The following is a 21,592-nucleotide window of genomic DNA, read 5'->3' as shown; positions in this document are numbered from 1 at the left end:
CCATGGCCTCAGCGGCGGCGCCAGTGCCCGTCCGGATCCTTCTGGTAGACATGCTCCACCGCGGCCCAGGCCACGCGATGCGCGACCTCCTCGCGCGAGGCGCCGCCGCGACGCTTGGCCGGATCGGCATAGGTTTCCCAGGCGTGATTGAACGCCTTCAGATAGATTTCCTGCGCATGCGGCGGCAGATGGCGGCGCACGCTCTCGGGCAGATCGGCGATGCGGGCATAGGGCATGACACGACTCCAACGTGGGATGAGGCCTTGATCTTCGCAGCCTGCCGAGCGACGGCTTGCTAGCATGAGCCTCGCCGAGCTCGGCCCATGCCGGGCGCTTTGGATTATCGCCAGGGAATACGACCGATGCGCGTGGATGTCGCCAGCCTGCTCGCCGTCGGCACCGGTGCCTTTCTCGGCGCGGTGCTGCGCTGGCTGCTCGGCTTGCTGCTGAATCCGGTCTTCCCCACCGTGCCGCTCGGCACCTTGGCCGCCAACCTTCTGGGCGGCCTGCTGATGGGGCTGGCTCTGGGCGCCTTCGCTCATTACGAATCGCTGCCGCCGCTGGCGAGGCTGTTCTTCACCACCGGCTTCCTGGGTGGGTTGACCACCTTCTCCACCTTCTCGGCGGAGACCGTGACGCTGCTGCTGCGCCAGCAATATGTCTGGACCGTGGCGATCATCGGCATGCATCTGCTCGGCAGCCTGGCGATGACGTTGGCCGGCATCGGCATCGTGCGCGCCTTCCTGCGCTAAACGGAGTCTTATCCATGCAAGGCTATTCGCTGCGCTTTTACATGCATGAGAACCAGCGGCATGCCGGCATGCTGCTGTACGAATGGCTGCTGGAGCAGGCCAGGCAACGCGGCATCCACGGCGGCTGCGCATTCCGGGCCATCGCCGGCTATGGCCGGCACGGCCAGCTGCATGAGGCGCATTTCTTCGAGCTGGCCGGCGAGGCGACCGTGCTGGTCGAGTTCATCGCCCCCCAGGAGGAGACGCAGGCGCTGCTCGCATGGGTGCAGGCTGCGCGCGTGCCGCTGTTCTGGGCACGCCTCCCGGTCGAGTTCGGCGTGTCCGGCCAGGCTTGAGGCGCGCGGGCGACGCGGACACGCCGGAACCATGGCCGCTCTTGCTAGGATCGCGCGGGATCGACGCGACGACGGAGTCTCATGAACCTCGATTCACTGCGCACCAAGGCGCAAGGCCTGCTCGACCAGGCCGGCATCCGCATCGGCGGCGAGGCGCCCCATGATCTCATCGTCCATGACGAGCGCCTCTTTGCGCGCGTGTTCGCGCACGGCTCGCTGGGCCTGGGCGAGGCGTACATGGACGGTTGGTGGGATTGCGCGGACCTGACCGGCATGTTCACCCGCCTGCTGGCCGCGCATCTGGACCAGGCGCTGCACACGCTCGACACCCTGCTGGCGCACCTGAAGGCGCGCTTCATCAACCTGCAGCGCGGCGAGCATGCCTTCGAGGTGGCCAAGGTGCATTACGACCTCGGCAACGACCTGTTCCAGGCCATGCTCGGCAAGCGGCTGGTGTATTCGTGCGGCTACTGGGCCCAGGCCACCACCCTCGACGACGCACAGGAGGCCAAGCTCGACCTGGTCTGCCGCAAGCTGCGGCTGAAGCCGGGCATGCGCGTGCTCGACATCGGCTGTGGCTGGGGCGAGGCGCTGAAGTTCGCCGCCGAACGCTACGGCATCAATGGCGTCGGCGTCACCGTGTCGAAGGAGCAGGCCGAGTTCGCCCGCGAGCTGTGCGCGGGATGGCCGATCGAGATCCGCCTGCAGGATTACCGCGAGGTCGACGAGCGTTTCGATGCGATCTTCTCGATCGGCATGTTCGAGCACGTCGGCAGCCGCAACTACCGCACCTATTTCGAGAGGGCGCGCCGCTGTCTGGACCCGGGCGGCCTGTTCCTGCTGCACAGCATTGGCACCAACGAGGCCGGCGCGCGGCCCGACCCGTGGATCGAGAAATACATCTTCCCCAACTCGATGATCCCGGCGGCAAGCCAGGTCGCTTCGGCGCTGGAAGGTCTGTTCGTGGTCGAGGACTGGCACAACTTCGGCGCCGATTACGATCCGACGCTAGGCGCTTGGCTGGCCAATTTCGAGGCCGCCTGGCCGCGCCTGGCCGCGCGTTACGATGAACGGTTCCGGCGCATGTGGCGCTATTACCTGTGCGTCTCGGCGGCCGTGTTCCGCAGCCGCCGCGACCAGCTCTGGCAGCTCACCTTGAGCCCGCACGGCGTGCCCGGCGGCTATCGCGCGCCGCGTTGAAAACCCGCCCTTAAGGCATGCGGTCACGGACCTGGGCCAGGATCTCGTAGGAGCGCTTGCGCAGGCCGTGATCGTAGATGTTCGATACGACGATCAACTCATCGGGGCGGTATTTGGCGATGAAGGCATCCAGCCCCTCGGCGACCGTCTCGGCATTGCCGACCAGCGCGCAGGCAAGCGCCTGTTCGAGACCGGCCTTCTCCACCGGCGTCCAGTAGCTTTCGATGTCGTCGATCGGCGGCGGCAGCTTGCCGGGCCGGCCACGGCGCAGGTTGACGAAACTCTGCTGATGGCTGGTGAACAAGCGGCGCGCCTCCTCGTCGGTTTCCGCGGCGACCACGTTGAGCCCGGCCATGGCGTAGGGCGCGGCCAGACGCGGCGAGGGCCGGAAATCGCGGTGATAGAGCGCCAGCGCCTCTTCCAGCAAGGCGGGGGCGAAATGCGAGGCAAACGCGAACGGCAGGCCGAGCCGGGCCGCGAGCTGGGCGCTGAACAGGCTCGACCCCAGCAGCCACACCGGCACCTGGACACCCGCACCGGGCACGGCACGCACCGGCTGGCCGGGCTTGGCCGGCTCGAAATACTGCAGAAGCTCGAGCACGTCCTGCGGGAAGGCATCGGCGCTGTCGAAATAGCGGCGCAGCGCCCGCGCGGTGGCCTGGTCGGTGCCCGGCGCACGCCCCAGACCCAGATCGATGCGGCCAGGATAGAGACAGGCCAGCGTGCCGAACTGCTCGGCGACCTGCAACGGCGCGTGGTTGGGCAGCATGATGCCGCCGGCACCGACCCGGATGCGCGAAGTGTGAGCGGCGACGTAGCCGATCAGCACCGCCGTCGCGCTGCTGGCGATGCCCGGCATGTTGTGGTGTTCGGCCAGCCAATAACGGTGATAGCCGAGCTGCTCGCACCATTGCGCGAGATCGCGCATGTTGCGGAAGGTATCGGTGACCTCGCTGCCCTCGGCGACGGGCGCAAGATCGAGCACGGAAAGTACGGTCATGATTTTTTAAAGCCACCGCTTGAAGCGTTGTGCGTGAGATGGGGTCGTGCGGAAGCGGCGCAAGGCTCGAACCTACAGTTTGGCCCGTCCGTGGCCGATAATCCGGTCGCAACGCATGCACGGGGATGCTCATGGCTCTGGGACGGGGTTTCTGGCAGTGGCTGACCGGCCGCACGGGCACGCCTCCGGAGGCACGGCCGCGGCCGGCGGTCCTGCAGCGCGCGCCTTCCCCGGAAACCCCGCCCGAGGCGGCGCCCGGAGAACCCGTGCCGACGCTGACGCAGGAGGCCCTGGCGGCCCGTTTCCACCGCTATGTGCTCGACCTTCCCCCGGCCGCACAGACAGCACCCAGTGAAGCCGAACAGGCCACCCTGCGACGCCTGGAAACCATCACCGCGCGCTTCGATGCACGCAGCCTGCCGCGCTTGCCCAGCATCCTGCCGCAACTCCTGCGCATGCTGCGTAGCGACGACAGTGCCGGCTCGCAATTGGCGACGCTGATCGGGCGCGATCCCGTCCTGGTCGGCGAGGTGCTGCGGATCGCCGGCAGCGCCCACTATCGGACCGCGCAGCCGATCCACAGCCTGCGCCATGCCGTCGTCCTGCTCGGCCAGGAAGGGCTGCGCCGGGTGGCGACGCAACACGTCATGCGGCCGATCCTGCAGGCCAGTGCCGGCATGCATGCGCATCTGGCGGGCCAACGACTCTGGGACCATGCCGACCGCTGCGCGCACGCCAGTGCCTGGCTGGGCCGTCAGGTGGGCTGCGAGCCGTTCGAGGCTTATCTCGCCGGCATGACCTGCAATGCCGGAACCGGCGCGGTCGTCCGCCTGCTGGACCAGGAGGCGCCGCCCAGTCTGGCACCCTATTCGGATGCCTTCCTCGCCGCGTGCATGCAGCTCGGCGCCGCCGTTTCCCTGCGTGCCGCCGAATACTGGGAACTTCCCGCAACCGTCACGGGCGCCCTGGACGAACGCTGCCGGGCCTCGCAACAGCCCCCCGCCTCGCCGCTGGGACTCGCCCTGTGCGCGGCGGACCTGCTGGCGATGGGACAGGTCTTGTCCGAACGCGGCCTGATCGACCCCGACACCGAGATCGAGGCTCCCTGGCCGGAGGTCTTTGGCCCGGCGGTCATCCTGCGCTGCCGGCAGGACCTGGCCCGCCAATTCCATGGCCAGGGCATCAAGCCATAGCCGGACAGCATGGACGTCGCGACGACGCGCCTTTCATATCCCCCTGACAAGACCTTCAGGAAGCTGCAGGCAACATGGCGCGAGGTGGAATCCATATCGGACTCACCTCATTTGGGAGGAATCTGCATGAAACGCGTACTGATCCTGGGTTTGATGCTCGCCACCACGCTGGCCCTTGCCGCCTGCAGCCACGACAAGAACAACGAGGGCGACCAGTCGTCGGGAGCCGCCTCGTCCGCCACCTCTTCGGCGCCCAGCACTTCGCCTTCCACTCCCGCGCCTTCGAGCACTGCCCCGACGGCCAATCCGTCCTCTGCGGGCAGCACGCACTAAAAGCTGCTACTGGCTGCGACCGGCGGAACCACCGGTCGCAGCCGGGAGAGCATCAACGGCGTTCATCCGCGCTGGCGTCGCGGATGGCGCGAAACTCCGCATCGGCGGCCCAGTTCGGCCACGCATGACCGTTGGCCAGTTGCAGGCCCAGTTCCTGCAGGATGGGCAGGTCATGCGCCATGCCGGTGAAAGGCCAGTCCTGCTGCCATTCGTCCGAGGGCTGGTGATAATGCAGCTGGACATAGGCCTTGTGGGCCGCCTCACCGGCAGCCACGCCGCCATCCACCCAGTCATCGCCCGATTCGTAGGAAATGGCCGGCACGCCCTGCTTGGCGAAGGGGAAATGGTCGGAACGGAAGAAGCTGCCCGCTTCCGGATGCGGATCGGGCGCATAGCTCATGCCGTGCTTGCCGGCCACGGTGATCAGGTCATCCAGGAGATCCAGCCGGGCGGTGCCCGAGATGGAGAAATTACGTGCGGGTCCATGCGGATCGAGCGCATCCATGTTGATCACGCCCACCGTCTTGGCCAGCGGATAGAGTGGATGCGTGGCGTAATACTCCGAGCCGAGCAAGCCCTTCTCCTCGGCCGTGACGTTGAGAAAGACCACCGAACGCTCCGGCCGCGGCCCCTGCGCGAAAGCCCGCGCCAGTTCGATGAGTGCCGCCGTGCCGGTGGCGTTGTCCACCGCACCGTTGTAGATGCGATCGCCCTTCGCGTCCGGCAGGCCGATACCCAGATGATCCCAGTGCGCGCTGTAGATCACGGTCTCATCCGGCCGGCTGCGCCCGGGGAGGAGGCCGACCACGTTGCGTGAAGTGATGAGCTTCGCATCCACCGCATAATGCGCCGAGAGGGAAGCACCCGCGAGCGTCACCGGACGGAAATCGCGCCGCTGCGCCGCCTGCTTGAGCGCCTCGAAATCGAGCCCCGCCTGCCGGCACAGGGCGAGCATGAGATCGCGCTGGATCCAGCCTTCGAGCGCCGTGTGCGCCGCGGCCGGGTGTTCGCGCACGATGTCGAACTGGGCATTGGTGTTGGAATTCTTGACCGTGGCCCAGCCGTAGGAAGCCGGTGCGGTCTCGTGCACCACCAGTACGCCGAGCGCTCCCTGGCGCGCCGCCTCTTCGTACTTGTAGGTCCAGCGGCCGTAGTAGGTCATCGCCTTGCCGCCGAAGTCGCCCTGACCGGTCTCGTAATCGGGATCGTTGACCAGCACCAGCGCGATCTTGCCCTTGAGATCGGTGCCCTTGAAATCGTCCCAGTGCCGCTCCGGCGCCTTGACCCCGTAGCCCACGAATACCAGCGGTGCCTTATCGATGTCGATGCGGCGGGCGCCGTTCAAGGCGGCGCGCACGGCGATCTCCTCGCCCTGCTGCAGCGGACGGATGGCGTTGCCGAGGGTCAGGCCAAGCTGCGGTGAACCGACGATCTCGCTGCGCAACAAGGGCACGGCCTGCGTCCAGCCGCGCTGGCCGTTCACCCGTTCGCCGCCGGGTTCGAGCCCGGCCGCCTTGAACTGGGCGATGACGTAATCGACGGTGCGCTGCTCACCCGGCGTGGCCGGCCCGCGGCCTTCGAAAGCGTCGGAAGCAAGCGTCTTGACTTCGTCGCTGAGCCGTTCCGGATCGAACGCCGTGGCCGCGATGGCCGCGGTGGCCGCGAACCAGAGCCCGAGTATGCCTGCCAGTGTTTTTTTCATGCCGTCCCCAAAAATGCTGCGGTGGAACAGCGATGGTAGACAACCAGGCGCCATGGCGTCCAACGCCCCTGCCAAGCGGCCGAGGTCAGACGAGGAGGTGGTCGAACAGCGGCACCGTCAGCAAGGAAAGCAGGATGCCGATGCCCAGCACGGTATTGCTCAAGGCCGGTTCCAGCCCGTATTCGTCGGCCAGGATCGCCGCCGAGGCCATCGGTGCCATGCCCGCCTGCAGCACGCCGACCGTGAGCACGAGATCGTGGACACCGACAGCGCGGCCGAGCAGCCACACCAGCATCGGCGCGATGGCGAGCTTCCAACCCAGGCCCAGGGCGGCGGCAAGCCAGGGGCGGTGACCGGGGCGGAGCTGGAACTGCAGCCCGATCGAGAACAGGGCGAGTGGCGTCAAGGTGCTGCCGATCGGCGCCAGCACGCCGGTCACCCAGTCGGGCCAGCCGCCGAGCATGCCGGCCAGCGCGCCGACCAGGAGGGCGAGAAAAGCCGGAAACAGCAGGATCCGGCGCACGATCTGCCCGGTCTTCAGATCGCGTCCGGCATACAGCGATGCCACGATGATGCCGAGCGAGGCCAGCAGCGGAAAACAGCCGAGCTGATCGGCAACCACGGCCAGCGCCAGGCCTTCCTTGCCGTGCAAGGCCTGCAGCAGCGGATAGCCCATGAACGACGTGTTGCCGAGGCCGCAGACCAGGATCAGTGCCCCGGTCCGCTGCCGCGACCAGCGAAGCCGCGGCCCGAGCAGGCCGAACACCAGCCAGGCGCCGAAAAACACCACCCACATGGCGAGGATGGGAAACCACAGCGCCGGGTCGAAACGGATGCCCGGGATGAGCTCGAGCACCAGCGCCGGCAGCGCGATGTTGATCACCCACCAGTTGAGGCTGTGCACGATGCCGTGCGGCGGCTTGGCATGGCGGCGGATCAGCATGCCGAGCGCGAGGCAGACCAGGAGCAGCAGGAGAGCGGTCATGAAAGGCCTGAAGGTGTCCCGCGGTCGGCGTCTACGATTCCATCTTCCAGCAAACGGCTGCCTCGCCAGGCATCAGTCACGCCCCTGCCGGCCCGCGGCGAGCGAGGGCGCGCCCAACAGTCGGGCGCAGATCGCTGTGTACAGCGCGGGCAGGCGTTCCAGATCCGCCACCGCCACGCATTCGTCCACCTGATGGATGGTGGCGTTGACCGGCCCGAGCTCGACCACCTCGGCACCGAGCGGGGCGATGAAGCGCCCGTCGGAAGTGCCGCCGCCGGTGCTCTGTTCGGGATCGGCACCGCACAGCTCGCGGCAGATGGCACGCACGGCCTCACGCAGGCGCCCACCCGGCGGGGTCAGGAAGGGTTCGCCGGAAAGATTCCAGGCAAGCTCGTAGCGCAGGCCGTGGCGGGACAGGATCGCCTCGACCCGCGCCCGCAGGTCGGCGGCGGTGCTGGCGGTACCGTAGCGGAAATTGCATTGCGCCGTCAGCACACCCGGGATGACGTTGGTGGCGCCGGTGCCGGCATGGATGTTGGAGACCTGAAAGCTGGTCGGCGGGAAGTCGGCGTCGCCTTCGTCCCAGCGTTCGGCGACGAGCTCGGCGAGCGCCGGCGCGAAGGCATGGATCGGATTGCGGGCTTTTTCCGGATAGGCGACGTGCCCCTGTATCCCATGCACGGTGATCGCGGCCGAGAGCGAGCCGCGCCGCCCCACCCGGATCAGGTCGCCGAGCCGATCCCTGGACGAGGGCTCGCCCACCACGCACCAGTCGATGCGCTCGCCGCGCCGGCGAAAAAGCTCGGCCACACGGCGCACGCCATCGAGGTTGGTCGGCCCTTCCTCGTCGCTGGTCAGCAACAGCCCGATGCGCCCGGCGTGCATCGGCTGCGCGGCGACGTATTGCTCCAGCGCGACGACCATGGCCGCCACCGCGCCCTTCATGTCGGCGGCGCCGCGGCCGTAGAGACGTCCATCGCGCAGCGACGGTTCGAACGGCGGACTTTGCCAGGCATCCTCCGGCCCGCTCGGCACCACGTCCGTATGGCCGAGGAAAATCAGCGTCGGCCCGGTGCCGCCATGCGTGGCCCAGAGGTTGTCCACCGCGCCGAAACGCAGGCTTTCGCAGTGGAAGCCGACCCGTTGCAGGCGCGCGGCGATGAGTGCCTGGCAGCCGGCATCCTCCGGCGTGACCGAACGGCGCCGGATCAGCTCGGCGGCGAGCGCGAGCACCGGCGAGGCATCCTGCCCCGGCGCGCTCATGATGCGCCCAGGCCGAAGCGGCGCTTGAAGGCCGCGTCGCTGAAACCCACGCTGATCGCGCCCTCGGCATCGACCACCACCGGCCGGCGGATCAGCGCCGGATACTCCTTCAGCAGCAGCGTCCACTCCGGATCGGAGGCCGGGTTCTTGCGCTGCGGCAGCAGATTGCGCCAGGTGGTCGAGGACTTGTTGACCAGCGCCTCCCAGCCGCCGAGCTGCCTCGCCCAGTCCTTCAGCGTCGCCGCCGGCACCGGCTCGGCGCGGTAGTCGACGAAGGTGTGGGCGATGCCGAAGCGGTCCAGCCAGTTGCGTGCCTTGCGGCAGGTGTCGCAGGTGGGAAGTCCGTAGACGGTGAGGCTCATTCGGTGCCCCGCAGGAGTTCGTTGATCGAGGTCTTGGCACGGGTCTGCGCATCCACGCGCTTGACGATGATCGCCGCGTACAGGCTGTGCGAGCCGTCCTTGGCCGGCAGGCTGCCGGCCACCACTACACTGCCGGCCGGCACGCGGCCGTAGTGGATTTCACCGCTCGCGCGATCGTAGATGCGCGTCGACTGGCCGAGGAACACGCCCATGCCGATCACGCTGCCCCGCTCCACCACCACGCCCTCGACCACTTCCGAACGCGCGCCGATGAAGCAGCCGTCCTCGATGATGGTCGGGTTGGCCTGCAGAGGCTCGAGCACGCCGCCGATGCCGACGCCGCCGGAAAGATGCACGTTCGCGCCGATCTGCGCGCAGGAACCGACCGTGGCCCAGGTGTCGACCATGGTGCCGGCACCGACGTGCGCGCCGATGTTGACGTAGCTCGGCATCAGTACCGCGTCGCGGCCGATGTGCGCGCCGCGCCGGATGAGCGCACCCGGCACCACGCGCGCGCCGAGCCGTTCGATGGCCGCATCGTCGCCATGCGCGAAACGCAGCGGCACCTTGTCGAAGGCGAGCGCCGGCCCGCCGTCCATCACCCGGTTGCTGCGGATGCGGAAATACAGCAGCACGGCCTTTTTCAGCCAGGCGTTGACGCGCCAGCCACCATGACCGTCCGGCTCGGCGACCCGGCGCTCGCCGCTCTCGAGCAGATCGAGCGCCTGCTCGATGGCCGGGCGCAACTCGGTCTCGATCTCGCTTTGCAGCAGCTGCTGGCGGCGTTCGAAGGCATCGTCGATCAGGCTTTCGAGATCATGGATGGTGTGCATGGCAGACCCTGCGGATGGGAAGATCATGGAAAGACCCGCAAGGTTACACGCTGGCGACGCGATTGCCGGGCCTGGGATTCAAGTTGCCGCCGACGCGGCCGATACCGGAACGTTGATCCGCGATCGTCGATGCGCCCGCCCGGTTCCGCTGCAGGAGGGAGGCTTGAGCAAGCGAACGCTGCACCCGTCCGAGCTGGTACTGGGCCAGCCGCTGCCCTGCGATGCCTATGATGCGCGCGGCGTGCTGCTGCTGCGCAAGGGCGAGCTGTTGATCAGCCAGAACCAGATCGACCGGCTGCTAGAGCTGGCCAATTTCGACGCGATCCATGACGACCCGCCGCCGGACGCCGAAGCCGTGCCGAGAAGCCCGCTGGCGCAGATCCTCGAAGCCAGACGCTGGCTGACCGACTGTCTCACTGCGCCGGCGGGTGACTTCGTCGCCACCATCGATCGCATCGCCGGGCAGATCGCCCGGGCGGTGCGCCGCAATGCCGACGTGGCGCTCGCCGCCATCCTGCTGGTGCCCGAAGGCGCCTATCCGTGCCGTCATGCAGTCAATGCGGCGATCGCCTGCGAGCTGGTCGGCCAGGCCCTGGCGTTGTCGCCGCCACTGCAGCGCGCCACGGTCGCCGCGGCGCTGACCATGAATATCGGCATGCTCGATCTGCAGCGGCAGCTGTATGCCGCAGCGGCACCGCCGGATGATGCCCAGCGCGCGGCGATCCGGGCGCATTGCACGTCCGGCGTGGCCCTGCTCAAGGCCCACGGCGTCGATGACACGCACTGGCTGCAAGCGGTGGAGGACCATCACGAACGCGCCGACGGCAGCGGCTATCCGGCCGGCAAGACCCTGGCCGAGCTGGATCTGCCGGCCCGGCTGCTGGCGCTGGCCGACGTGTACTGCGCCGCCGTTTCGGCCCGCGCCCATCGGCGGGCGCTGTCGCCGCATACCGCGTTGCGCCGGCTGTTCCTGAGCACCGGCGCCCTGGACGAGGAACTCGCGGCGCTGTTCATCAAGACGCTGGGAATCTACCCGCCGGGCACCGGCGTACGGCTGCGCAACGGCTCGATCGCGGTGGTGCTCGAGCGCGGTGCCAGCTGCCACAAGCCCAAGGTGGCCTCGCTCACCACCCACGACGGCCTGCGCACCGGGATACCGATCCGCCGTCGCGGCGACCAGGCCGCGCATGCGGTGGCCGAAACGGTGGACCTCGAAGCCCTGGCGTTGCCGGTGGACATGGAAGCGCTGTGGGGCGCGGATGCCGCCCTCTGAATCCGACCTTCAGGCGGCGGGTGCGCCGGCGCCAACGTTGTCCAGCAGCGCGCGCCGCAAGCGTTCCTGACGCGCGGCATCGAGCGGCCGGTCGTGCCGGTCGCTGAGCAGGAAGAAATCCTCCACCCGTTCGCCGAAAGTGGCGATGCGGGCATCGTGCACGCGCACCTGCGCCTCCAGGAAGGCGCGGGCGACGGCGGCGAGCAGCCCCGGATGATCGCTGCACACCAGCGCGAGCTGGGTGTAGTCGCCGGCATCGTGGAAGCCCACCGTGGGCGCGCGCTGGAAATGCCGCAGCCGCCGCGGCAGGCTGCGCCGGCCCACGCGCGCCGGCTCGGCCTGCGCCAGCGTGTGCAGCAGACGCTGGCGCAGCTCCTCCGCGCGTTCGGGGCTGGCCGGCTGGCCGTCGGCCTCGAGCAGCCAGAAGGTGTCGAGCGCCATGCCGCTCGCGGTCCCGAGCACCCTGGCCTCCTGCACCGAAAAACCCAGCCGGTCCAGGGTCGCGGTGACCGCGGCGAACAGGCCGTCGCGATTGACCGTGTAGATGAACACCTCGGTGGCGCCGCGCGATGATTCCGGATGCACCGCGACCACCGGCACGGCGCCGGACGCCCGCAGGATGGCGGCACTCTGCCAGGCGATCTGCTCGGGACGGTGGCGCAGGAAGCTCGCGGCGGGGAAATCCGTCCACAGCCGTTCGACCTGCGCCGCCGCCAGCCCCTGCGCCGTGAGCAGGGGCAGCGCCAGCCGCTGACACTCGCGCACGCGCGCGGCCGCGTCGCGCGGCGGCCCGACGTGACTGCGCAGGGCGTAGCGGGCGGCGTGGTAGAGATCGGCGAGCAGGCGATCCTTCCAGCCGTTCCACAGCTTGGGGCTGGTGCCGATGATGTCGGCGATGGTGAGCAGATACAGCTGCCCGAGCCGCTCGCGGTTCTGCACCGTCTCGGCGAAACGCTCGACCACTGCCGGATCGGTGATGTCCTCGCGCTGCGCGGTGGTGCTCATCAGCAGATGCCAGCGCACCAGCCAGGCGACGCGCTCGACGTCGTTTTCCGGCAGGCCGAGCCGGGCGCAGAACGCCCGCGCCTCGACCTCGCCGAGCACCGAATGGTCGCCGCCGCGGCCCTTGGCGATGTCGTGGAACAGCGCCGCCAGCAGCAGCACCTCCGGCGCGGGCAGGGTCGGCCAGATATCGCAGGCGAGCGGAAAGTCTTCGCGGGCGGCCGGGTCGGCGAAGCGCGCCACGTTGCGCAGCACGCGCATGGTGTGCTCGTCCACGGTATAGACGTGGAAAAGGTCGTACTGCATGCGTCCGACCACGCGGCCGAAAGCGGGGATGATCGCCGCGAGCAGGCCGTAGCGGTTCATCCGCCACAACGCATCGACCGCGCTCGCGCCCCGGCGCAGGAGGCGCAGGAAGGCCGCGAGCACGCTCTCGTCCTCCGCCAGACGCGGGCCGAGCCGGACGATGGCCTGATGCAGCCGGCGCATGGTCTCGGCGGTGAAGCCGGTGAGATCCGGCTGGTCGAGACGGATGATGAAGGCCTCCACCAACGCCGCCGGGCGACGCTCGAAAAGCGCCGCATCGCGCAGGGCGAGGCGGTTGCCCTGACGCAGGAAATCCTCGCCCAGCGGCACGGCCGCCGTCGCCGGCTCCAGCAGTTCCTCGAAGCGTTCGGCCAGCTGCACGCCCATGCGCTCGATCTGGCTGGCGGCGCGGTAATAGCCCTGCATGAACTGCTCGACGCCGAGGTTCTTCTCGTGTTCGTCCTCGAAACCCAGCCGTGCGGCGAGCGCGCGCTGGTAGTCGAACAGCAGCCGCTCCTCCGGCCGGCCGGCTTCCAGATGCAGCGCGAAACGGTAGCGCTGCAGCGTCGATTCGGCCTCGTGCAGCGCGTCGCGCTCGGCAGCGTCGAGCAGGCCGGCCTCGACCATGGCATCGAAATCCGCCGCGTGCGCCAGCCGCCGTCCCAGCCAGCGCAGCGCATCGAGCGTGCGCAGTCCGCCGGGGCCGTCCTTGAGGTTGGGTTCCAGGTTGTAGGTGCTGTCGTTGAAGCGCGCGTGGCGGGCGTCGCGTTCGGCCAGCCGCGCCGCGAGATAGGCGCGCGGCGGCCACAACGCCGGATCGTCGACGATGGCGCGCAAGTCCGCTTCCAGTGCGCCGTCGCCGGCCAGCCAGTGCGCGTCGAGCAGGCTGGTGAACACGCTCACCTCGGCGGCGGCCAGCGTGCGGCAGGTGGCGACATCACGCACTGCATGACCGACCTTGAGGCCGATGTCCCACAGCGTGGCGAAGTAGTGCTCGAGCGCCCGCAGGCGACCGGCATCGGCCTGGGTGACGAGCACCAGCAGGTCGACATCCGACTGGGGAAACAGCAAGCCGCGGCCGAAGCCGCCGACGGCGAACAGTGCCGCGCCTTCCACCTCGCCCAGACACGCGGTCCAGGCGTGCGTCACCACCCGCGCCACGCCCTCGGCGCGACGGCGCGCCAGCGCCGCGGCATCGCCACCGTCGCGAAAGGCGATGGCGAGATCGCGGTCGAGGTCGCCGAGCAACTGGCGCAGGGCGCGACGCGCCTCGTCGGAGACACCCGAGCGCGGCACCGCCACCGGCAGGCGCGGCAGCGGCGGCAAAGCGACGCGGGTCGCGGGAGTCAAGGCCATGGCCTATGACAACACGACCGGCCCCGCCTGACCATGCCTGTGCGGAAGGCTCAGTCGCCCATCAGCGTCCAGGCCGTGGCGCGGTCGGGGAACATCGCCTCGAGCCAGTCCTCGCGCAGCGGTACCACCACCTCGGTGGTGATCCCCGGCAGATAGCGCCGGGTATCGAGGTAGTAGTACTCGAGCAGGCCGCCGATGTTGCCGCTCTGGATGATCTCCATGCCGAGCGGCCGCAGCTGGGCCAGCGCGCGGTCCGAGGCCTCGCGCGTGCAGATGGTCGGAAAGACGTGCTGCAGCCCCTCGCCGCGCTGCTTGAAAAAATCGTGATAGACGTTGTCGGCCGTGCGCGGCGTGATCAGCTCGAAGGACATCTCGCCGCGCCGGCCGACGTGGTTGTCATAGGCGTGGTACACCTCGCGCCCGTAGTAAGTGGTGTCGCTGATGGTGCGGCCGCTTTCGATTTCGAGCTCGATCCAGCTCTGGATGCCGAACAGCCGTGCGAGCGTCGCCTTGGTGCGATGACGGTCGGCGCACACCACGCCCAGGTGATACATCTTCTGCACCGGCAGCAGCGCCGGCCCGAAGCGGGCGAGATCCACCTGCAGCACCTCGTCCGGTGGCGCGACGTCCGCAAACGGCAGACGCAGCTCCAGACGGATGCCCGCGAGCAGGGCGCGGGTGTCGAGCATGTGGTAATCCCAGGCATCGGCGAGGCTGCCCTGCTGCTCGGTGGCGACGCCCTCGGCGGCCAGGGCGTCGAGCCAGCGCTGCGCGGCGGCACGATCGTCGACCTTGAAGGCGAGACCGTGCATGCCCTCGCCCACCGTGTCCAGCGTGTGCCGGTACGGCGTGGGGCCGTCGACCGGCTGCACCAGCTCGATGGCGAAGGCGGCGTGGCGACCAGTCACGCTGATCCAGCGGCAGGCCGTCGGCTGGCCTGCCACGCGATGGTCACGCAGGCGGCGACCGTCGATGCGCCGGACTTCCCAGCGTTCGATGCCGAAGAAACGGGCGAAGTTCAGCACGACCTGGCGATAGTCGCGCACCACGACCTGCAGGGTGTCCCAGCGGTCGGCCGGAAACGGCGGTGTCATCGGTGGTTCTCCGGCATCAATCGAAGGTGACATCGGTGCCGAAATCGGCGATCTGGGCATAGGTGGGCGGCGCGACCACCTCCAGCACCACGCCGCCCAACTGGGCGCGGGTGTCGAGATAGAACAGCTCGGCGACGCCACCGATCTTGCCGTAGGTGCCGACCTCGATGCCCTGGCTGGTGTAGGCCTGTACCAGCCCGAGCGGGTCGGGATGGGAGAGATCGCCGATGTGCTGGATGCCGTCGCCGTGGCGGGCGACGAAGTCGCCGAACATGGTCTTGCCCGAGACCGGCTGGCACAGTTCGAGCAGGGTATCGCCGAGCCGCGCGAAGGCGGAGATCCACGAAAACTCGGCCGGCTGCCCGTAGTAGCGCGCATCGTCGAGCATCTGCGAGCCGATCGGCAGTTCGCGCCAGGTCTTGAGACCGAGCAGCGCGGCAAAGCCGCGGGCGGTCTTCTTCCAGTCGGCCACCGCCATGGCGACGTGGTTGATCGGCCCGAGCCGCACGCCCACGTCCTTGAGGGCGGCGACGTTGCCCAAGGCGGCCTGGGCCAGCTGGGCGGCATCGGCGGCGCCGAACACCTCGCCAGCCACCTTGAGGCCGAGCACGAAACCGGGCGCGCCGACGTAGAAGATCGACTGGAACAAGGCCTCGACGATCTCCTGCCGGGTCACGCCCGCATGCAGGGCGATGCGGATGTGATCCTTGAGCGGCCCCTCGCGGCCGAGTGCGAGATCGGTGCCGATCATCAGCATGGCGCGATCGCGCAAGGGCAGCCCCGGACGGTGGAAGGCCGCGCCCCAGGTGCTGGAGACGAGATACCCGATCGCATCGCCGAACAGCGGGTGTGCGGTCATGCCGGCGATCTTTTCGCACTCGGCCGGTCCGAGCACCTGCCCCATCAGCGCCAGTGCGTCCTTGAACTCCCTGCTGTCGCGGGAAAAATCGAGCAGGCCGCGTTCGGCCGGCTTGTCGGGGGTATTCATCGCGCGCTCCTCACAGCAGGAAACTCAGGTCGAAGATCTCGCCGTCCGCATTGAGCAGGGCGACTTTCTTCAGGGTGATGCGCCAGTGGCCGTCCTCCTCCCGCAGCTCGTGGGTGCAGAAGGCGGGAAAGGTCTGCAGCGGATAAAAACGGCGCTGGGCGTTGTTGCGGAACTCGTAGATCACCGCATTGGAGCGCACCCGCACGCGGCCCGGGCCGATCGGTTCGACCTCGACGTTGGAAATGGTATGCAGCGTGGAGGAAGGCGGTTGCTGCGCATGGCAGTATTCACCGGTCAAGCGCCCGATGCGCTCCTTGAGCAGCGTCATGTTGTCGTAGACGAACGAGACGTGCTCGCGCGGGTCGTAGTCGCTCTGATTGGCGGGGATCCAGTACAGGGCATCATCGCTGAACAGGTCGAGCCACGCGTCCAGCCGCTTGTGGTCGAGCAGCGCGGCCTCGCGATAGAGGAAGTTTTCGGCATCGCTGCGGTTCATACGGCCTCCAGGGTGCGCGCCATCAGGCGGCGATATTCGTAGTAGGGAGCGCGTTGCTGGGTCTCCTGGGTGAGATCGCCATAGCGACAGCCTTCCGCATCGATCTGCTCGGTCGTATAGCCACGATTGAGCAGTACCCACGGCGCCTCTTCGTCGGCGACGAGACCCTGCTGGATGCGTTCGAAGGCGACGTAGTCGTCCGGGCCGCCGAAGGCCGCCGGGCCGTAGAAGAACTCGTGCTCGCGCACGCGCCGCAGGTTGATCGCGGAGAACTCCTCCGGCAGCCCCTTGAGCATGGTGTGGTAGATGCGGACCTCGCTTAAGTCCACCTGCACCGGGCGGGTGACGCGGAACTGGTACTCCAGGATGGCGAGATTCGGAAAGATCACCAGATTGAAGCGGGTGCGCAGCGCGGCCATCGCCCGCTTCTCGCCGTGGGCATCCTTGAGCAGGTCGATATAGGCCTGCGGATAGCGCTGGCGGATCTGCTCGTCGGTGTAGTTGTACACCTCGAGAATGTTATTGCCGTGGCCCAGATCGCGGCCGAGCAGGCCGGTCTTGCCCGAGCCGGTGAAGCTGCTCTTGGGGTTGATGCCCATGGTGCGGCCGATGGTCTCGAACGCGCTGTGGTGGGTGAAGATCGGGTGGTAGCCTTCCACCGAACCTTCCACCTGGATCTTCCAGTTGCCGCGGTAGGCGTGCTTGTAGACGCCGCTCTTGCCCACTTCGATCTCGCCGGTCGGGGAAAGATCCATGTAGGCATCGAGTATCGGTATGGCCGGGCCGAGCTTCTCCTCGAGGCTGATGTCGGGCACTTCATCGAGGCTGGCGAAGATGATGCCGCGGTAACTGCCCACCTTGGCCGCCTCGCGCAGACCGAGCTTGTCCTTGTCGATCTCGCCGGGGTTATAGCCCCGGGGCAGGCCCACGGCATTCAGGCGCCCATCCAGCGCATATTCCCAGCCGTGGTAGGGACAGGTGAAGGTCTTGGCCTCGCCCTTCTCGTACGGGCACACGGTGGCGCCGCGATGCATGCAGCGGTTGACCAGCACGTGGATTTTGCCCGCCTCGTCGCGGGTGACGATCACCGGGATCAATCCGATGTAGGTGGTGACGTAATCGCCTGGATTGGGGATTTCGCTTTCATGGGCGACATAGACCCAGGAGCGGCGGAAGATCTTCTCCATCTCCTCGTGGAAGATGTCCGGATCGGTATAGATGCGGGCATGGGTGCGATCGGGCTTGGCAAGCTCGGCGTAATCGAATCGCTTGGGCTGGCTGTTCATCGGGGACTCCTGGACAGGACGGATGACAACAAAAAGCGCGCGCCTTGCCGCCGCTCACGTAGCGGATGGCTGGTACAGCTCGCGCAGACGGGACTTGAGCAACTTGCCGGTGGCCGTATGCGGCAGCGACTCGACGAAGACGACCTCGTCGGGCAGCCACCACTTGGGCACCCGCGGCTCCATGTAGGCGAGCAACTCCTCGCGGCTCAGCGCCGCGCCGGCGGCATTGCGCACCACCAGCAGCAGCGGACGCTCCTGCCACTTGGGATGCGGGATGCCGATCACCGCCGCCTCGGCCACACCCGGGTGGGAAACGGCGATGTTTTCGAGTTCGATGGAGGAGATCCATTCGCCGCCGGACTTGATCACGTCCTTGGCGCGGTCGACCAGCTGCACGTAGCCGTCCGGATCCACGGTGGCGATGTCGCCGGTCGGGAAAAAGCCCTCGGCATCGAGGATGTCCTGCTCGGCCTTGTAGTAGCGCGCGGTGATCCACGGCCCGCGCACCATGAGATGGCCGGCGCGCCGGCCATCCCACGGCAGGGCATGGCCCTCGTCGTCGACGATCTTGATCTCCACGCCCCACACGCCGCGGCCCTGCTTGAGCCGGTAGGGCATCTGCTGTTCCGGCGGCAGCTGCTGCTGTGCGGGCAGTAGATGCAGGTTGGACACGCCGAGCGGACTGGTCTCGGTCATGCCCCACAGCTGCACCGCACGCGCATGAAGCTCGCTTTCGAAGCGCTCGATGATGACGCGCGGCAAGGCCGAGCCGCCCACCGCGACGCCTTCGAGCTTGAGGCCTTCGCGATCCAGCTCCGGGTGCTGGTCGAGGTATTGCAGCAGCATCAGCCACACCGTCGGCACGCCGAGCGCGAAGGTGACGCCCTCGTCGCGGATCAGGCCGTAGAGGTTTTCCCCGTCCATGCGCGGGCCGGGCAGCACCAGCTTGGCGCCGGCCATCGCGCAGGCATAGGGCGCGCCCCAACCGTTGACGTGGAACATCGGTACCACCAGCAGCAGGCTGGTCTGCGCGCCCAGCGCCATGCCGTCGTGGGCACAGGCGGCCATCGAATGCAGCACGGTGGAACGGTGCGAATAGAGCACACCCTTGGGATGGCCGGTGGTGCCCGAGGTGTAGCACAGCGACGAGGCGGTGTTCTCGTCGAAACTCGGCCACGTGTAGCGGTCGCTCTGCGCCTCGATGAGTTCCTCGTAGCACAACAGCCGCGGCAGATCGAGCTCGGGCATGTGCGCGCGATCGGTCAGCACCACGTAGTGCTTCACCGATTTCAGCTGCGGCGCGAGTTCCTGCACCAGCGTGCCGAAGCTCAAGTCGAAAAACAGCACCTCGTCCTCGGCGTGATTGATGATGTAGCCGATCTGCTCGGCCGAAAGCCGCGGGTTGACCGTGTGCAGCACCACGCCCGCGCCGGACACGCCGTAGTAGAGCTCCAGATGGCGCCAGGTGTTCCACGCCAGGGTGGCGACGGGCGCGTCGCTGCCGAGCTTCAGCGCGGCGAGCGCGTTGGCGACCTGGCGCGCCCGCCGGGCCACGCTGGCCCAGTCGGTGCGATGCACCGGCCCCTCCACGCTGCGGCTGACGATCTCGACCCGCGGATGGAACGTTTCGGCATGCTCGATCAGCGAGGAGATCAGCAGCGGCCGGTGTTGCATCAGGCCAAGCATGGGAGGGCTCCGGTCAGTGCGAGGGATGAGGGCATGAGATTCATTCGTCGACGAAAGGGTTCTCGAGCGCGCCAATGCCTTCGATCTCGCAGCGCACCACGTCGCCGGCACGCAGCCAGGCCGGCGGGCGCATCGCTGCCGCCACGCCGCCGGGTGTACCGGTGAAGAGGAGGTCGCCGGCGCGCAGGGTCATCGCCTGGCTCAGGTGGACGAGCTGATCCCACACGTTGAACACCAGGTGGCGCGTGTTGGAGGACTGGCGCAGCTCGCCGTTGACCAGGCAGCGGATGTCGAGTCGGTGCGGATCGGGGAGTTCGTCGGCGGTGACGATCCAGGGGCCGAACGGCGCATGCCCGTCGAAGGACTTGCCGAGCACCCACTGCGAGGTCTGCATCTGCCAGTCGCGCACCGAGACGTCGTTGCCCACGCAATAGCCGAAGACACGCGCGGGCGCCTCCTCGGCCCGGATGTGGCGACCGCCCTGCCCGATCACCGCCACCAGCTCGACTTCGTAGTCGACCTTGGCCGACACCCGCGGCACCTGCACCGGATCGCGCGGGCCGTTGACCGTGTTGCCCATCTTGGCGAACCACAGCTGCCGCTCGGGCTTGTCCATGCCGGTCTCGGCGATGTGGTCGGCATAGTTGAGGCCGATCGCCATGATCTTGCCCGGCCGCTCGATCGGCGCGAGCAGGCGCACCCGCGCAAGCGGCACGGCGCGCCCCTCCTGCGCCTGCCGTTGCAGCCGCGCCGACTCGTGCGGCCAGCGCTCGATCAACGCGATCATGTCGTCGGCGCGGTCGAGTCCGGTGTCGAGGGCGACGATGCCGTCCTCGCGCACGGCACCGATGCGCTCGCCGTCGTCGGCGATGAAGCGGGCCAGTTTCATGAGTCTTCTCCCGGCCTGTGCGAACCGCCCTTCATGCCGGCTCGGCCAGCACGGAGGGCGTCTTCAGGCGGTAGCCGATCATGAACTGCGCACGCAGGAGATCGGGGTCGGCGGCCACGCGGCGCAGGCGCTGCAAATCCTGTTCCAGTCGCTCCGGATCGCTGGAATGGAACACCAGGCGCTTGGTCTCGACCGAGCTCGGCGAGGCAATTTCCTCGAACACGCGCTTGCGATCGGCCGCGTAGCGGTCGAGCACGCTGTCCGGCGCCTCGCCCTTGACCACTGCGGCGAGCGCCTCGTAAAGCACCTGCGAATCGAGCATGCCCGAGACCAGGCCGAAGCCGTTGGTCGGATTGGTGGCATGCGCAGCGTCGCCGGCGAGCAGCACGCGTCCCACGCGCAGCTTCTCGGCCACGCGCTGGTGCATGCTGTAGGCCGAATACTGCTTGATCGTGTAACCCTGATCGGGGTCGGGGAAGATGCGCGCATAGAAGGCGCGGATGCGATCCTCGATGCCTTCCAGCGGCAGGCTGGCGTCCTCGCTGAAGGTGACGCGCCAGACCGCCGGCGGCGTGACCAGCGCGACCACCGCGCCGAACGACGGGTCGATGACGTAGTTGCACAGGTCCCAGCCGTGGCGGCCGAAGTCGTATTCCACGTTGGTGGCGACGAAACGCTCGGGCCAGGTCATACCGACGAAATCGACGCCGAGGGACTTGCGTACCGCACTGCGCGCGCCGTCGGCGCCGATCACCCAGTCGGCGCGATAGGTCACCGGATGGCCATCGCGCTCGGCGGTCACGGTGACGCCGTGTTCGTCCTGCACCAGTCCCTGCATGCGCGTGCGCCAGTCGATCCGCACGTTGGGATAGGCGGCCAGATGCCGGAGCACGATCGCTTCCAGCCTGTCCTGGCCCAGCTGCACGATGTACGGATACGGGGTGAAGCCCTCCAGCGCATCCATGCGGAAGCGGATGATTTCACCGGTGCGGAAGATGCGATAGCAGATGTCCGGCAGCTTGAAGCCCTCGACCAGCATGTCCTCGAGCAGGCCGAGCCGGTCCATGCCTTCGAGCACGGCCCAGTGGTAGGTGACCGCGCGCGGTTCGGGCACGATCTGCGCGTTGGCCTCGATCAGGGTGACGTCCACCCCGGCGCGGGCCAGGCCAAGCGCGTTGATCATGCCCACCGGGCCGGCGCCGACGATGAGTACGCTGCTGCGGGTCGTTGCGGTATCGCTCATGGAGTAGTCCTAATC

The 21,592-nt window shown here is 68.1% G+C and carries 21 protein-coding genes; 6 read left to right on the top strand and 15 right to left on the bottom strand.

Annotated features, from left to right (window positions below):
* Positions 1–8: 8 nt before the first annotated feature.
* Entirely contained in the window at positions 9–236 is a 228-nt protein-coding gene (locus ALSL_RS05535; protein WP_126537216.1) for a ChaB family protein, read from the bottom strand.
* 126 nt (positions 237–362) lie between these two features.
* Between ALSL_RS05535 and crcB the strand changes: the two genes are divergently transcribed.
* The 3 genes from crcB to cfa all read left to right on the top strand — a co-directional run bounded on the left by crcB (position 363) and on the right by cfa (position 2,287).
* A complete protein-coding gene (crcB, locus tag ALSL_RS05530; RefSeq protein ID WP_126537214.1) occupies positions 363–752 on the top strand; it encodes a fluoride efflux transporter CrcB in 390 nt (129 codons plus the stop codon).
* Between the two features lie 14 nt (positions 753–766).
* Positions 767–1,087 (top strand): DUF190 domain-containing protein, encoded by a 321-nt coding sequence (locus ALSL_RS05525; RefSeq protein ID WP_126537212.1) that lies wholly within the window; start codon positions 767–769, stop codon positions 1,085–1,087.
* Between the two features lie 81 nt (positions 1,088–1,168).
* Positions 1,169–2,287 (top strand): cyclopropane fatty acyl phospholipid synthase, encoded by a 1,119-nt coding sequence (gene cfa, locus ALSL_RS05520; RefSeq protein WP_126537210.1) that lies wholly within the window; start codon positions 1,169–1,171, stop codon positions 2,285–2,287.
* 10 nt (positions 2,288–2,297) lie between these two features.
* Here the strand turns inward: cfa and ALSL_RS05515 are convergent, their stop codons facing one another.
* Entirely contained in the window at positions 2,298–3,287 is a 990-nt protein-coding gene (locus ALSL_RS05515; RefSeq protein ID WP_126537208.1) for an LLM class flavin-dependent oxidoreductase, read from the bottom strand.
* 131 nt (positions 3,288–3,418) lie between these two features.
* Between ALSL_RS05515 and ALSL_RS05510 the strand changes: the two genes are divergently transcribed.
* Positions 3,419–4,480, top strand: coding sequence for an HDOD domain-containing protein (locus ALSL_RS05510; protein WP_126537206.1), 1,062 nt, complete (start codon positions 3,419–3,421; stop codon positions 4,478–4,480).
* A 126-nt stretch (positions 4,481–4,606) separates the two neighbouring features.
* Complete coding sequence (locus ALSL_RS05505; protein WP_126537204.1) at positions 4,607–4,813, top strand: hypothetical protein; 207 nt, start codon at positions 4,607–4,609, stop codon at positions 4,811–4,813.
* Between the two features lie 52 nt (positions 4,814–4,865).
* Here ALSL_RS05505 and ALSL_RS05500 read toward each other — a convergent pair whose 3' ends face one another.
* From ALSL_RS05500 to dapD, 5 genes are all read right to left on the bottom strand, one after another.
* Positions 4,866–6,515, bottom strand: coding sequence for a M28 family metallopeptidase (locus ALSL_RS05500; protein WP_126537202.1), 1,650 nt, complete (start codon positions 6,513–6,515; stop codon positions 4,866–4,868).
* 85 nt (positions 6,516–6,600) lie between these two features.
* Positions 6,601–7,500, bottom strand: coding sequence for an AEC family transporter (locus tag ALSL_RS05495; protein ID WP_126537200.1), 900 nt, complete (start codon positions 7,498–7,500; stop codon positions 6,601–6,603).
* A gap of 72 nt (positions 7,501–7,572) precedes the next feature.
* Positions 7,573–8,763 carry a succinyl-diaminopimelate desuccinylase gene (gene dapE, locus ALSL_RS05490; RefSeq protein ID WP_126537198.1) on the bottom strand — a complete coding sequence of 397 codons (1,191 nt, stop codon included), beginning with the start codon at positions 8,761–8,763 and terminating at the stop codon, positions 7,573–7,575.
* Positions 8,760–9,125: a Spx/MgsR family RNA polymerase-binding regulatory protein gene (locus ALSL_RS05485; RefSeq protein WP_126537196.1), complete on the bottom strand. Its 366-nt coding sequence runs from the start codon at positions 9,123–9,125 to the stop codon at positions 8,760–8,762. The genes dapE and ALSL_RS05485 overlap by 4 nt, the downstream gene beginning before the upstream one ends.
* Positions 9,122–10,036: a 2,3,4,5-tetrahydropyridine-2,6-dicarboxylate N-succinyltransferase gene (dapD, locus tag ALSL_RS05480; RefSeq protein WP_425479011.1), complete on the bottom strand. Its 915-nt coding sequence runs from the start codon at positions 10,034–10,036 to the stop codon at positions 9,122–9,124. The genes ALSL_RS05485 and dapD overlap by 4 nt, the downstream gene beginning before the upstream one ends.
* 85 nt (positions 10,037–10,121) lie before the next feature.
* Between dapD and ALSL_RS05475 the strand changes: the two genes are divergently transcribed.
* Positions 10,122–11,231: an HD-GYP domain-containing protein gene (locus ALSL_RS05475; protein WP_231700302.1), complete on the top strand. Its 1,110-nt coding sequence runs from the start codon at positions 10,122–10,124 to the stop codon at positions 11,229–11,231.
* A gap of 9 nt (positions 11,232–11,240) precedes the next feature.
* Here ALSL_RS05475 and glnD read toward each other — a convergent pair whose 3' ends face one another.
* From glnD to ALSL_RS05430, 8 genes are read right to left on the bottom strand one after another with little or no spacing between them, the layout of a single operon-like run.
* Positions 11,241–13,895 (bottom strand): [protein-PII] uridylyltransferase, encoded by a 2,655-nt coding sequence (gene glnD / locus ALSL_RS05470; RefSeq protein WP_126537192.1) that lies wholly within the window; start codon positions 13,893–13,895, stop codon positions 11,241–11,243.
* A 50-nt stretch (positions 13,896–13,945) separates the two neighbouring features.
* Positions 13,946–14,989: a VOC family protein gene (locus tag ALSL_RS05465; protein WP_126537190.1), complete on the bottom strand. Its 1,044-nt coding sequence runs from the start codon at positions 14,987–14,989 to the stop codon at positions 13,946–13,948.
* Positions 14,990–15,005: 16 nt separating this feature from the next.
* Positions 15,006–15,977, bottom strand: coding sequence for a carboxymuconolactone decarboxylase family protein (locus ALSL_RS13670; protein ID WP_198410680.1), 972 nt, complete (start codon positions 15,975–15,977; stop codon positions 15,006–15,008).
* A 10-nt stretch (positions 15,978–15,987) separates the two neighbouring features.
* A complete protein-coding gene (locus ALSL_RS05450) occupies positions 15,988–16,473 on the bottom strand; it encodes an aromatic-ring-hydroxylating dioxygenase subunit beta (RefSeq protein WP_126537188.1) in 486 nt (161 codons plus the stop codon).
* Complete coding sequence (locus ALSL_RS05445; RefSeq protein ID WP_126537186.1) at positions 16,470–17,759, bottom strand: aromatic ring-hydroxylating oxygenase subunit alpha; 1,290 nt, start codon at positions 17,757–17,759, stop codon at positions 16,470–16,472. Before ALSL_RS05445 ends, ALSL_RS05450 begins: the two co-directional genes overlap by 4 nt.
* Positions 17,760–17,813: 54 nt before the next feature.
* Positions 17,814–19,445, bottom strand: a complete 1,632-nt coding sequence (locus ALSL_RS05440) for a long-chain-fatty-acid--CoA ligase (protein WP_126537184.1) — start codon at positions 19,443–19,445, stop codon at positions 17,814–17,816.
* Between the two features lie 40 nt (positions 19,446–19,485).
* Positions 19,486–20,334 (bottom strand): fumarylacetoacetate hydrolase family protein, encoded by an 849-nt coding sequence (locus ALSL_RS05435; RefSeq protein ID WP_126537182.1) that lies wholly within the window; start codon positions 20,332–20,334, stop codon positions 19,486–19,488.
* Between the two features lie 31 nt (positions 20,335–20,365).
* Positions 20,366–21,577, bottom strand: coding sequence for an FAD-dependent oxidoreductase (locus ALSL_RS05430; protein WP_126537180.1), 1,212 nt, complete (start codon positions 21,575–21,577; stop codon positions 20,366–20,368).
* Positions 21,578–21,592: the final 15 nt, after the last annotated feature.

Origin of the sequence: Aerosticca soli (genome assembly GCF_003967035.1) — a bacterium.
In the GTDB taxonomy this organism is placed as follows: Bacteria; Pseudomonadota; Gammaproteobacteria; order Xanthomonadales; family Rhodanobacteraceae; genus Aerosticca; species Aerosticca soli.
This window is presented reverse-complemented; position numbering and strand designations above follow the sequence as displayed.